Genomic DNA, 12,698 nt, shown 5'->3' on the forward strand with positions numbered 1-12,698 from the left:
TGCGCCTGCAGGCAGCGGCGCCCATCCTCTAGCCCAACGACGTTATGAACTTCGATCTCTATGGATTCGGCCCGGCCCTCGCCGCCGGCATGCTGATGACCCTCCAACTCGCGCTCTCGGCCCTGTGCCTTGGGCTCGTCCTCGGCCTGCTCGGTGCGCTGGCGAAGACCTCGCCGAACCGGGCCCTGCGATGGCTCGGCGGTACGTACTCCACGCTGGTGCGCGGCATCCCCGAATTGTTGTGGGTGCTGCTGATCTACTTCGGCACGGTCAGCTCCATGCGCGCCCTCGGCCAGCTGTTCGACATCCCGAACCTGTCGCTGAGCGCGTTTGCTGCAGGTGTCATCGCATTGGGCCTGTGCTTTGGCGCCTACGCCACCGAAGTGTTTCGCGGCGCCATGCTGTCGATCCCAAAGGGCCACCGCGAGGCCGGGCTGGCACTGGGCATGTCGCGCTCACGCATCTTCTTCAAACTGGTGATGCCGCAGATGTGGCGCATTGCGCTGCCCGGGCTGGGCAATCTCTTTATGATCCTGATGAAAGACACCGCACTGGTCTCGGTCATCGGGCTTGAAGAGGTAATGCGTCACGCACAGATCGCGGTTACCTCCACCAAGCAGCCGTTCACCTTCTATATGGTCGCTGCGCTGATGTACCTGTGCATGACCGCGCTGTCGATGATCGGCCTGGCATGGCTGGAAAAGCGCGCATCGGTCGGCTTTGTGAGGAGCGCGTCATGAGTTGGGAATTCGTCCTCAAATGGCTGCCGAAGCTGCTGCATGGCGCAACGGTGACGCTGGAGCTGGTCGCCGTCGCGGTGATCGCCGGGCTCATCCTCGCCATTCCGCTGGGCATCGCTCGCGCCTCGCGTAATGCCTACGTTCGGGCGCTCCCTTACGCCTACATCTTCTTCTTCCGTGGCACGCCGTTGCTGGTGCAGCTGTTTCTGGTCTATTACGGGCTGGCGCAGTTTGAGGTCATCACCAAAGGCCCGATGTGGCCTTATCTGCGTGATCCGTTCTTTTGCGCAGCCTTGACCATGACCCTGCACACCACCGCGTACATCGCGGAGATCCTGCGCGGCGCCATCCAGGCCGTACCGACCGGGGAAATCGAAGCAGCCCGTGCACTGGGCATGTCCAAAGGCAAAGCGCTGCTGTACATCAGCCTGCCCCGCGCGGCGCGCATCGGCCTGCCGGCCTACAGCAATGAAGTCATCCTGATGCTCAAGGCCAGCGCGCTGGCAAGCACCGTCACCCTGCTCGACATCACCGGCATGGCCCGCACCATCAACGCCCGAACCTACATGCCGGAGCAAACCTTCCTCATCGCTGGGTTGATCTATCTGGTTATGTCGTTCGTGCTGGTGCAGGGCTTCAAACTGCTGGAGCGGTATCTGCGAGTGGACGCCAGCCAGGGGCGGTGAGGATCGTCGCGCACTCCCACAGAGGAAAAGGCCCATGTGGGAGCGAGCTTGCTCGCGACAGCGGCATTTCAGCCGCTAAACATCGCTCTGCCTGATAAACCCGCTCAGGCACTGATTCACCGTATGCTGCACTGCACAGCTCAACTGCCATAAACCAATGCCACTCACACCCGCGCAACTCCAATCCCGATTCGCCGCGCTTGATGCCTTCCTCCTAGAGCATCAGGCCCTGTGGCGTCCACGCCCCTTTACCCACCGCCACCTGCCGTGGGAGTCGCAGCACCCGGAATTGTCCGCCTGGCTGCGGCAACGCTCGCTTGAAGAGGCAGAAGCTGCGCACAACCACCCCGAACTTCTCGATGCACCTCAGCCTTTTGCTCAGCTGGCTTTGCAGTCGAAGGCGTTGAGCGAAGTAGAGGCCCTACCGCCCGTTACTCTGAAGGCGGTCTCATCCCGCATGGGCGTGGACGTGCCCGGCCGCAAGTGGCAACAGATCGAAGCCTTCGCCAGCAGCTTGAGCTTTCAACAACAGCCGACGCACTGGCTGGACTGGTGCTCGGGCAAAGGCCACCTTGGCCGCCGCCTCGCCCACGGCGGCCAAGCGCTCAGCCTGCTTGAATACGATGAACACCTGGTACAAGCGGGGCAGCACCTCAGCGACAAACTGGGCATTCGCGCGAAGCATCAACATCAGGACGTCATGGCCGACAATGCAGCCGCGCAGCTTCAAACGCACCACACACCCGTCGCCCTGCACGCATGCGGCGACCTGCATGTGCGCCTCATGCACCTCGCCAGCGATGCCCGCTGCCAACAACTCGCGATCGCACCGTGCTGCTACAACCGCATTGCTGGCGATCGCTACCAGCCGATCTCCGAACAGGCCAAGGCCTCTGCGCTCACGCTGTCCCTCGACGACCTTGGCCTGCCCCTTAGCGAAACGGTCACAGCGGGCGCTCGCGTGCGCCGCCAGCGAGACACCTCCATGTCCCGCCGCCTCGCCTTCGACCTGCTACAACGTCAGCTGCGCGGCATCGATGACTACCTGCCAACGCCCTCCCTGCCCGGCGCCTGGCTCGACAAACCGTTCGCCGCCTACTGCCGCGACCTCGCTGCTCTAAAAGGACTGCCCTCGCCCGGCCAGCACGATTGGGCGGCGCTTGAAGGAGACGGTTGGGCGCGCCTTGCCGAAGTGCGCAATCTGGAACTGCTGCGCAACCTGTTCCGACGGCCGCTGGAGCTGTGGCTCATCCTCGACCGGGCGCTTTACCTCGGGGAGCGGGGATACGACGTCCGAGTGGGTACGTTTTGCGACAGCCACATCACCCCGCGCAATTTGCTGATTATTGCCGAGCTAGGGTTAGGCGATTTTTAACGAGCAGCCTGTGGATAAGTCTGTTGACTAAATTTCCGGGAAGGCCCGTAAATCAGGCTTTGGCGGGGATGTAACCAATTGTTCATTTTTTGGCCAATGTAAAATTTGCGCAAAAACAGTAGCTTGCGAACGATTGAGAATAATTCCGGAAAATGACCGGTCGTCCGCTTCGCTTGGAGCGGATTGTGAATAACGGTAATCGCGTTAAGGCATAAGCGGCGCAAAAAAACTGAAATTAGGGCTTTACTCGGGAAATCAAATCCCTATAATCAGCGCCCACAACGCCGGTATAGCTCAGTTGGTAGAGCAACTGACTTGTAATCAGTAGGTCCCGGGTTCGACTCCTGGTGCCGGCACCAGATTTAGCAAAAAGGCTCACCGAAAGGTGGGCCTTTTTTGTTTGGCTCGATCCACCCTCCCCCGCTGACAACAAGCCGTTACCCTAGGCATACGGCCCAGCCAAACGCCCCAAACATCAGCCACGAAAAGCCACCCTTCACCGCAACCCCCTCACCGCAACCCCTTCCCCTCAAACAACTCCACCAACCACTCCACAAAAACCCTTACGCGCGCACTCAAATGTCGATTAGGCGAATAAACGATGTAGATCGGGTTCGGCTCCAGCGACCAGTCTTCCAAAACCCGAATCATCGCCCCTGACGTGAGGTGCGGCTCTGCCATGAACATCAGTGTCTGCACCACGCCCATGCCTGCGAGCGCGGCGGCGAGCAGTGCGTTGGAGTCATTCACCGCCACGTAATAGTTCGCGTCGACGGTGATGCGCTCTCCCGCTTTGACGTATTCCACCGGCAGCCTGCGATGGGTGCCTGCGAAAAAATAGCGGACCATCTGGTGGCCCTTTTCCAGGTCGCTTGGGTGTAGGGGCGTGCCGTGGCGGGCGAGATAGTCCGGCGTTGCGCAGGTGACGAAGGGCAGGCTGCCCAGGCGGCGGGCGATGAGCGATGGGTCGTTGAGTGTGCCACCGCGAATGACGCAGTCGACGCGGTCACCCAACAGGTCAACGGGCCGGTCGCTCACGCCGATGTCCAGTTGCAGTTCGGGGTAGCGTTTCTGGAAGTCCGGCAGTGCGGGAAGGACCAGCATCGTTGCCATGGTAGAGCCCATGTCTACGCGCAACCGTCCATGGGGGCGCGCCTGAGCGCTGGCCAGATCCGATTCCGCTTCAAGCCACTGATCCACCACCCGCACCATGCGTTCGTAGTAGGCGGTGCCATCGTTGGTCAGCGAGATGCGCCGCGTGGTGCGGTTGAGCAGCTTGACCCGCAGATGGCTCTCCAGCAACTGGATGTGCTTGGTGACGGTGTTGCGCGGAAGATTCAGCGTCTGTGCGGCTTTGACGAAGCTCCCCGCTTGCACCACCTGGATGAACGCCTTAACGGCTGTGAAGTAATCCACGCTACGACTCGCTCAGCAAAACCTGCGCTCACTATTAGCACGCCTACAGGAACAGTGGAGTCGTTTTTAGGCAATTTATCCCGCCCTGACGATCTTTTACATTGATCTCACCGAAACGCAGCCAGCCATCCCGGCTGGCGCTAACAGAGATCAAACGAAATGACTCAGCATCTGAAAGGAAAAGTGGCACTGGTAACCGGCGGCTCACGTGGCATTGGCGCTGCAATCGCCAAGCGCCTGGCCGCTGATGGCGCTCACGTTGCGTTCAGCTACGCAAAATCCGCAGATCAGGCGCAGACGGTGGTTGCCGACATTCAAAGCCAGGGCGTGGAGGCGCTGGCAATTCAGGCTGACCAGGGCGATACCGCGCAAGTGACCGCGCTGGTGAAACAGGTCCATGCCCACTTCGGCCGACTGGATATTCTGGTCAACAGCGCCGGGGTGTTCGTCACCGGTGCGGTGGACGCACCTGATGCCGATATCGCGGCGTTTGATCGCCAGCAAGCCGTTAACGTCGGTGGCGTGGTCACCGCGGTGCGCACTGCAGTGGGTCTGATGAATGATGGCGGCAGGATCATTTCTCTGGGGACAACGGGCGCCGACCACGTGCCATTTCCGGGCGCTGCAGATTACATCGCCACCAAGGCGGCAATTGCGGCGTACAGCCGTGGTTGGGCTCGGGATCTGGGCCCGCGCAATATCACGGTCAATGTCATTCAGCCTGGCGCCATCAACACCGAGATGAACCCTGAAACCGCTGGTCACGCGCCGTTCCTTGCAGGCCTCGCAGCACTGGGCCGCTACGGTCAGCCCGAAGATATCGCCGCTGCGGTGTCGTTCCTCGCGGGCCCGGACGCTTCATACATCACTGGCGCAACACTCAATGTCGACGGCGGCCAGAGCGCCTGATCAATACATCACGAGCGAACTTACAGTCGGTGGGCCACGCTGCGTTCAGCGGTGCGGCGCGATTGGCTCGGGTTCTTCCCAACGTTTTCCTCAGAGGCAGCCATGAATCAACGCATCCGCATTTACCAACAGGGCACTCCCGCTGTGCTCACGTACGAAAGCTTCACGCTCGAAAAACCCGAGCGTGGGCAAGTCGCGATACGCCATGAGGCGATTGGCGTGAACTACGTCGACACGATGTTCAGGGATGGCACATTCAAGATCCCGCTGCCGTTCAGCATGGGCGTCGAGGCCGCCGGTGTTGTCGAAGCAGTAGGCGCCGATGTGCAGCATCTTAAGACCGGTGATCGTGTCGGTTATTTCTTCGCGCCGGGCGCCTATGCAGACAGCCGAGTGATTGACGCCGCTGCGCTGATCAAGCTCCCGGCCGATATTTCCAGCGAGCAGGCTGCAGGACTGCTCTCCAAAGGGCTAACGGCCTGGGCACTGGTCAAACAGGTTCATGCTCTGCGGGCAGGCGAGACCGTTGTGGTGCATGGTGCGTCCGGTGGCGTCGGCACGTTGCTGACGCGTTGGGCCAAATCCATAGGCGCCAAAGTGATCGCTACCGTCGGCTCAGCAGTGAAGGCGCGGATCGTCGAAAGCTGGGGAATCAATACGGTGCTGCGTTCGGATGAACCGCACCTGGCAGACCGGATAAAAGCGGCGAATGGCGGTGCAGGCGTTGACGTGGTGTACGACCTGGTCGGGCGGCAGACCCTTGAGGCTTCGATCCATGCGCTGCGCGACGGGGGTGATCTGGTCCACGTCGGCAACGCTTCCGGGATGGCAGCACCGGACAGCACGCTTCTGACCACGCGAGGCATTCGATATGTCCAGCCTTCTACGCCGCAGTACGTCAATACCGAAAACCAGAACACGGCGGCATCCGAGGTCTTCGAGCGATTCCGAGAAGGGGCGTTGGGCCCGCTGGAGCTGTCACGCTACCGGCTGGAAGACGCAGTACTGGCGCATCAGGCCATCGCAGCGCGCAAGCACACCGGATCGATCTTGTTGATGCCCTGAACGTGTGCCGCCACCGCGCCTTTTTCCAGCCAATGGGCGGGTCTCATCGACCGTCTGAGCGAGTCATCGGTGCTGCGTCCGTTTCGCGTCTAGTCTCCTGTCTTCCCAATCGAAGGTCTTGCCATGGCTCAATCACACGAAAACCCATCCGCCTCATTACCACCCGACTTCAACGCACTCCTGCGCGCGAACCTGGAACAGGTGTTCAACGAACGCGACGCCGACAAGCGCATTGCTGCCATCCAGCAGCTGTTCTCCGCCGAACCCACGATGTACGAGCCCGACGGCATCGTCACCGGGCAGGCTGCTATTTCCGACGTCGCAGGCGCGCTGCTTGAGCAGTTCGGTCCCGACTTTTCCTTCGTCGCGCAGGGCGTGGCGGTGGGGCATCACGGGATGGCTTGCTTGCGTTGGCATGCCGGCCCCATGGAAGGTCCGGTGGTTGTCACGGGCGCCGATGTGGCGGAAGTCGTTGACGGCAAGATCGTCCGCTTGTGGGTATTGCTGGATCCGCCGGCGCAGTAAATCCACAGAACATCTCCGGCATTCCCTACGTGATAGACAGTCGTGGGAGCCAGGCGTGGAACCCAGGCGTGAAAGCGTCTGGCGTAAGGGGCGCGGTGAACCTTCGGCGGTGTCGGGGCTCAGTTGTGCAGAGTCACTCTTGCGATCGCCAAGAAGGATCTGTCATGCCCAACCCTGCTCTTTCAGCCTTGCCTTCCCCTCGCGTGCAGCGTGAGCTGAGTGCGCGCGCGGTGCTTACAGGTGCAGTGCTGGGCATTTTGCTGACGCCGTCAAACGTCTACGCCGGGCTGAAGATTGGCTGGTCCTTCAACATGTCGATCATCGCGTTGCTGATCGGTTTTGGTGTGTGGCAAGGCCTGGCCAGGAATCGGGACAACGGGCCCGCATGGTCGCTGCATGAAAGCAATATCAACCAGACGGTGGCGTCGGCAGCGGCCTCGATTATCTCCGGCGGTCTGGTCGCGCCGATCCCGGCTTACACGCTGCTGACCGGTAACCAGCTCGACCCATTGCCGATGATGGCCTGGGTGTTTTCCGTGAGCTTTTTGGGCATCTGGATCGCGTGGTACCTGCGTCCTACCCTGCTGAATGACCACGGGCTCACCTTCCCCGAGGGCATGGCAACGCTGGAAACCCTGCAGCACATTTACAACCACGGACAAGAAGCCGTGGCGCGGATCAAAGTGCTTTCCGTGGCCGCATTGCTGTCCGGCGGGTTGAAATGGGTCGACGAGTTTATCTGGGCAATCCCGCGCTGGGCGCCCACTCCTGCTATGGAGCGCCTGACGTTTACGCTGGACCCTTCGCTATTGCTCATCGGCTTCGGCGGCATCATCGGCATACGCGTGGGCCTGACGCTGTTGCTCGGCGCGGCGCTGGCTTGGGGCGGCCTCGCGCCGTTTCTCATCGACCACGCATTGGTGGTGCTCGCCCCGAATGCCAGCGGTCCGCAATTTGCCAAACTGGTGGAATGGTTGTTGTGGCCGGGCGTGAGTTTGATGGTGTGCGCCACCCTCACGTCATTGGCGGTGCGGCTCTTTCAAGCGCCCAAGCGCATGCCGGCCGACCAAGGTCCGCGCGCCAAAGTACGCTTCTCGCCCATGCCCGCGCTGGGGATGCTGCTCGCGGTCGCTTTGGTGGTGTTTCTGCAGGCCCAGTTGTTTGACATTGACCTGTGGATGGCGCTGCTGAGCATTCCGTTGGCAATTTGCCTGGCGGTGGTCGCCGCGCGAGTCGTGGGCGCCACAGGGATTGCGCCGATTGGCGCCATCGGCAAGCTGTCGCAGTTGAGCTTTGGCTTGGTTGCGCCGGGTCAGGTCGGCATCAATCTGATGAGCGCCAACACGGCCGGCGGCGCGGCGGGCCAATCCACCGACCTGATGAACGACTTCAAGGTCGGCCTCGCCATTGGCGCGACGCCGCACAAGCAACTCATTGCCCAGTGCATCGGCATTTCCATTGGCAGCGTGGTTGGCGTCCTGGTGTATCTGGCACTCATCCCAGACCCGCAGACGATGTTGCTCACTGAGCAATGGCCGGCGCCTGCCGTTGCGACTTGGAAGGCAGTGGCGCAAACGCTGACTAACGGGCTTGCGTCGCTGTCGCCCGAAGTGCGCTGGGCAATCGTGATCGGCAGTGTGTGTGGCGTGCTGCTCGGCGCCTTGGACAGCCTGCTGCCGCAACGCGCCGCCCGCTGGCTGCCGAGCACCGCCGCATTGGGGCTGGCATTTGTTTTACCGGCCTCCACCTCGGTGATGATGGGACTGGGCGCAGTATTGACCTGGCTGGTCAGCTGCCGCTGGCCGAGCATCACCGAGCGCTTTGCGATCACTGCAGCGGCGGGCCTGATCGCGGGCGAGAGCATCACCGGCGTGGGCGCCTCGTTCTGGGAGATGCTGCGCAACGTGTAAGCCGGGCGGCGCATCATGCTTTACTGACGCTCATTTAAGCCGGGAAGCTTTATGACTGACCTCAACCTATGCGCCGCCCAATATTGCTCCGTGGCAGGCGACCTCAATGCCAACCTCGACCGACATGCTCAGCTCATGCGGCTTGCCGCCCATCACGGCGTGAAATTCCTCTTGTTCCCGGAACTTTCATTGACCGGTTACGAGCCCTCGCTCGCGAGCGAGCTTGCCCTTAGCGCTGACTCCGAACTGCTTCAACCGCTGCGAGACCTGGCGAAACAGTCCGGGATGACCACTGTGGTCGGCGTTCCTCTGCGCCAGGCGGGGGCGGAAGCAGTCTTCATTGGCGCATTGGTGTTTGGCGCTGACGGTTCACAAATCACCTACACCAAACAGTACCTTCATCCAGGCGAAGAGGTCGTTTTCAGTCCGGGCCAAGGCGGCCCGCTGCTGGCAGTCAGCGGTGAGAAAATCGCGCTGTCAGTCTGCGCGGATTTCAGTCATGCCAGTCACGCCGAGGCTGCCGCGCAGGCAGGCGCCGGTATCTACGCCGCCAGCGTGTTGATCAGCAACAACGGCTATGCGCACGACAGTGGTTTGCTGCAGGGCTACGCGCAGCAACATGCTTTTGGCGTGTTGATGGCCAACCACGGCGGGCCTTCTGGAGGATGGGCCTGCGCCGGGCGCAGCGCGTTCTGGTCGCCGGATGGGGAACATATCGTGAGCGCGACCGGAACGGGGGACTGCCTGGTCATTGCGCGCAGGCGGCAAGGGGTTTGGGAAGGTGAAGTCTTGCAGACCCTAAAAAGTGCTCACGGTATTAACCGCGCCACCGAAGTCGTATCGTTAATCTCACCGTCTCACCACTGCTGACTTCACGGACGAGCGCCCGATTACCCTGCGTGACCCAGATACAGGAGGTTGAAATGGCCAACCCCATACTTCATCTTTTATGCGGAAAAATCGCATCAGGAAAGTCCACGCTGGCGAAGGCTCTGAGCGCCGAGCACAGCGTGATTTTGCTCACTGAAGATCAATGGCTTTCAAGGCTCTACCCGGAGCAGATCCGTTCGGTCACCGACTACGTTCGTCTTGCCCTCCAGCTGCGGAACGTCACAGGGCCTCTGGTGATTGATCTGTTGAGAGCGGGCGTGACTGTGGTTCTCGACTTCCCTGCCAATACCCCCGCAGACCGCCAGTGGTTGCGCGGCTTGGCCGACGACGCACAGGCCAGTCACTGCCTCCACTTCATCGACATCGACGATGACACGTGCCGGGCCCGCTTGCACCGCAGAAACGAGCGCGACGAGCATGACTTTGCAGCGACTGATGCCGAGTTCGATTTGATTACAAGCTACTTTCAGCCGCCGAATGAGCAGGAGGGGCTTGATGTGGTTGTGCATCGGATGTGATTGCCCTGAGGCACCGGATAACAGGTCAGCTTCCTCATGTTCTTTTGGCGATAACGGGTAGGGCGCCTGGCATTGGTTAGATTGCTCGCGCCCCCTCCCCCATACCGCGCCCATCTAGTAACGTATACCCATCCAACGGGCCCTCGCGTCTGCGCCAAGACAGCGACCCGCCATCAGAAACACGATAGAAGGCCCAACCGTGCATAAAGTCCGATTGATCAAGTACGTCTGGACTCACCAGACACCGGAGATTTCTTCGGAGTGGTCCAAGCTGCTCTACGAAGTCGAACTGCCGTTCGTCCCTTTTCACGGGCTGAACATTCAGCTGCCCATGCAGCGTGTCTGGCGGATCCGGGATGTGGAGTGGAACGTCGAGGAGCAGACCTTTCGGTGCCATATCGAAGATCAATTCATGAACTTGCTGGACGTCGATGACTCGTACGAAGACTGGATCGAAACGTTGCTTGAATGCGGATGGGTGCTGAGCGGCCGCTACACCAACGAGCACAACAAGACCTGACACGCAGTTGGGCGGATATGTCTCTGGAATGTGCGCAGGATGCGCACTGTGCCCGGCAGAGATAACGAACCGATGCCAGACTCGACAGCACACCAGGCACAAGACCTGTTCTGACGCCCTCTTCTCTTTGAGCACAACTGCCATGAAATGGATTTCCCGTTGCATCCGTTCTGCGGCCGCTGCGCTTATTGCGTGCTCGTCGGCTGCATTCGCCCTGCCCACCGTTGACTTGTACATGGCTGAGGCGCCGCCGCTGACCATGGTCACCCAAGGTGATCAGCACGGCGTGGCCGGCGACATCACGCTAAAGGCCATGACCATGGCGGGGTATTTACCCAACATCCTGTCGCCACCCTGGCCGCGCGCACAACGCGATGTGATGCTGGGCGCCAACAAGCTTATTGCACCGCTTACGCGCACCCAGAGTCGGGAAAGTCATTACACGTGGATCGCTGCGCTGATGCCGATGGACCGGGCATTTTTCAGCCTGAATCACCACGTCGAGAGCTTTGAAGAAGCGCGCAAGACTTTCAAGATGATTGCCGTGGGCAGCGGCTCTGCTCAGGAAGTGCGCCTGCTGGAGGAAGGTTTTTCCGCGGCGCAGATTTACCCGCTGAAGATCGGTGAAAACCCGGCGCTGATGCTGCTTAAAGGCCGGGTGGATGCCTGGTTCAACGGCGTACCGGAAACGCTTTCTATCTGGAAGCAGATCAGCGATCGCCCGCTATTGATGAGCAGAACGCTCATGACCGCCGATCTGTATCTGGCGTGTTCAAAGGACTGCGACCCTCAGATGGTCGAGAAGCTGAAGGCCGCAATCGATACGCTGCAATCCAATGGCACCATCAAACGCGTGCAGCATGAATACCTGAAAGACCTGTCCGCCCGATAAACCGGGCAAAATCAGCCTTGGCCGTGAAGGCCACCTTGATCACGGCACCAGGATGACCTTTTCCGCACCGCCCTGATTCACATCGGCATAGCGCGCCACGCCCTCGTCGAGCGGCGACTCCAACAGCCCGGTCGGCAGCGGCAGAGTCCCCTCGTCGAATAGTTTGCCAAACTGCTCCAGCATGCGTGCGCAGGCCTCAACGCCGTACAGCAGCGAATTGATGCCCACCACTGAACCGCCTTTGCGGTACAGCGCCAGCGCTGGCAGCTGAACGTGACCGTCTACCGGGGCGGCGATAATGGCGATGCGGCCAAATGGAGCCAGCGCAGGCACCGCTGCCGGAAGCCAAAAACCGGTGGTGTCGAAGATCACATCGGCGCCGCCTGCAAACACATCAGTCACCTGAGCGCCAAGGTCTTCCGGCTTGTCGAGCTGGATGGCGTCGAAGCCTTGCGCTTGCAGCGCTCGCAGCTGATCCGGTTTACGCACCGCAGCCAGCACCTGGGCCCCGCGCACCTTGGCCAGCGCAATGGCTGCGCTCCCTACAGCGCCATTGGCACCGATGACCAGCAAACGCGTACCCGCCTTCACCAGGCTGCGCTCAAGCGCGTCCCACGCTGTGGTGTACGGCACGCCCAGGCTGGCCGCCTGCACAAAACTCAGTGATGCCGGCTTGAGCGCCACGCCTTTAGCGGAGAGCGCGATGTAGCCGGCATGCGAGCCGTCGCGAAGAAAGCCGATTTCCTTGCCCGTGCCCCAGACTTCCTGACCGATTAGCGCCTGCGGGCCTTCAACCACAACGCCTGCAAAGTCGCGACCCGGCACACGGGGCATCGTGGTGTAGGGGAAGCGGCCAAGCACGTTTTTGACGTCGCTGGGGTTAAGGCCCGCAGCCTTGATTTGCACGAGTACTTCGCCAGTGGCCGGAACAGGCGTAGGCAGCTCGACCACTTGCAGCGCAGCCAGGTCGCCCGTACGTGAAAATTGCAGTGCTTTCATGGTGAGTTCGTCCAGAAGTGTGAAAAGAGGTCGTTGCTTCAAGCCGCCAGGTTGGCGAAGAACTGCTTGCCCACCGGCCATAGCCATTCACCGGCCTGCATGCCGAGCAAACCAACGAGAGCGACGAGGGGCGGCGCAGGTGAGCGGAAATCCAGCAGGCCATACAGCAAACCGACGGCGATACCGATTGCGAGGGAAATGACGTAGCTCATAAAAAACTCCGGGGCATCTGGCGCGCGGCTCGATTGCGGC

The 12,698-nt window shown here is 60.9% G+C and carries 14 protein-coding genes and 1 tRNA gene; 12 read left to right on the top strand and 3 right to left on the bottom strand.

The genetic code is table 11. From position 1 onward, the window contains the following. Positions 1–44 precede the first annotated feature (44 nt). The 4 genes from QRN48_RS10015 (at position 45) to QRN48_RS10030 (ending at position 3,160) form a co-directional block, all read left to right on the top strand. Positions 45–740 carry an ABC transporter permease gene (locus QRN48_RS10015; protein WP_285350338.1) on the top strand — a complete coding sequence of 232 codons (696 nt, stop codon included), beginning with the start codon at positions 45–47 and terminating at the stop codon, positions 738–740. After that, positions 737–1,426: an ABC transporter permease gene (locus QRN48_RS10020; protein WP_285350340.1), complete on the top strand. Its 690-nt coding sequence runs from the start codon at positions 737–739 to the stop codon at positions 1,424–1,426. The genes QRN48_RS10015 and QRN48_RS10020 overlap by 4 nt, the downstream gene beginning before the upstream one ends. A 157-nt stretch (positions 1,427–1,583) precedes the next feature. Continuing rightward, complete coding sequence (locus tag QRN48_RS10025; RefSeq protein WP_285350341.1) at positions 1,584–2,801, top strand: methyltransferase; 1,218 nt, start codon at positions 1,584–1,586, stop codon at positions 2,799–2,801. A gap of 283 nt (positions 2,802–3,084) precedes the next feature. Beyond that, positions 3,085–3,160 (top strand) — tRNA-Thr (locus QRN48_RS10030). A gap of 151 nt (positions 3,161–3,311) precedes the next feature. Here QRN48_RS10030 and QRN48_RS10035 read toward each other — a convergent pair. Further along, on the bottom strand, positions 3,312–4,217 hold the full coding sequence (locus QRN48_RS10035; RefSeq protein WP_285350343.1) for a LysR family transcriptional regulator: 906 nt from the start codon (positions 4,215–4,217) through the stop codon (positions 3,312–3,314). 159 nt (positions 4,218–4,376) lie between these two features. Here QRN48_RS10035 and QRN48_RS10040 point away from each other — a divergent pair, with 159 nt between their 5' ends. The 8 genes from QRN48_RS10040 to QRN48_RS10075 all read left to right on the top strand — a co-directional run bounded on the left by QRN48_RS10040 (position 4,377) and on the right by QRN48_RS10075 (position 11,447). Continuing rightward, positions 4,377–5,126 (top strand): SDR family NAD(P)-dependent oxidoreductase, encoded by a 750-nt coding sequence (locus tag QRN48_RS10040; protein ID WP_285350345.1) that lies wholly within the window; start codon positions 4,377–4,379, stop codon positions 5,124–5,126. A gap of 102 nt (positions 5,127–5,228) precedes the next feature. Continuing rightward, complete coding sequence (locus tag QRN48_RS10045; RefSeq protein WP_285350347.1) at positions 5,229–6,191, top strand: quinone oxidoreductase family protein; 963 nt, start codon at positions 5,229–5,231, stop codon at positions 6,189–6,191. 123 nt (positions 6,192–6,314) lie between these two features. After that, positions 6,315–6,716, top strand: coding sequence for a nuclear transport factor 2 family protein (locus tag QRN48_RS10050; RefSeq protein ID WP_285350349.1), 402 nt, complete (start codon positions 6,315–6,317; stop codon positions 6,714–6,716). 164 nt (positions 6,717–6,880) lie between these two features. After that, a complete protein-coding gene (locus tag QRN48_RS10055; RefSeq protein WP_285350351.1) occupies positions 6,881–8,626 on the top strand; it encodes an OPT family oligopeptide transporter in 1,746 nt (581 codons plus the stop codon). Between the two features lie 51 nt (positions 8,627–8,677). Further along, on the top strand, positions 8,678–9,496 hold the full coding sequence (locus tag QRN48_RS10060) for a carbon-nitrogen hydrolase family protein (RefSeq protein ID WP_285350353.1): 819 nt from the start codon (positions 8,678–8,680) through the stop codon (positions 9,494–9,496). A 53-nt stretch (positions 9,497–9,549) separates the two neighbouring features. Next, entirely contained in the window at positions 9,550–10,035 is a 486-nt protein-coding gene (locus tag QRN48_RS10065; protein WP_285350355.1) for a P-loop nucleotide/nucleoside kinase family protein, read from the top strand. Between the two features lie 199 nt (positions 10,036–10,234). Beyond that, positions 10,235–10,555: a hypothetical protein gene (locus QRN48_RS10070; RefSeq protein ID WP_037016364.1), complete on the top strand. Its 321-nt coding sequence runs from the start codon at positions 10,235–10,237 to the stop codon at positions 10,553–10,555. A 142-nt stretch (positions 10,556–10,697) separates the two neighbouring features. Next, positions 10,698–11,447: a substrate-binding periplasmic protein gene (locus QRN48_RS10075; protein ID WP_191944079.1), complete on the top strand. Its 750-nt coding sequence runs from the start codon at positions 10,698–10,700 to the stop codon at positions 11,445–11,447. 39 nt (positions 11,448–11,486) lie between these two features. Here QRN48_RS10075 and QRN48_RS10080 read toward each other — a convergent pair whose 3' ends face one another. Beyond that, positions 11,487–12,446, bottom strand: a complete 960-nt coding sequence (locus QRN48_RS10080) for a quinone oxidoreductase family protein (RefSeq protein WP_191944080.1) — start codon at positions 12,444–12,446, stop codon at positions 11,487–11,489. A gap of 38 nt (positions 12,447–12,484) precedes the next feature. Then, positions 12,485–12,658, bottom strand: a complete 174-nt coding sequence (locus tag QRN48_RS10085) for a DUF1427 family protein (protein ID WP_081955420.1) — start codon at positions 12,656–12,658, stop codon at positions 12,485–12,487. Positions 12,659–12,698: the final 40 nt, after the last annotated feature.

It is taken from the genome of Pseudomonas sp. ME-P-057 (genome assembly GCF_030208975.1).
Lineage (GTDB): Bacteria > Pseudomonadota > Gammaproteobacteria > Pseudomonadales > Pseudomonadaceae > Aquipseudomonas > Aquipseudomonas lutea.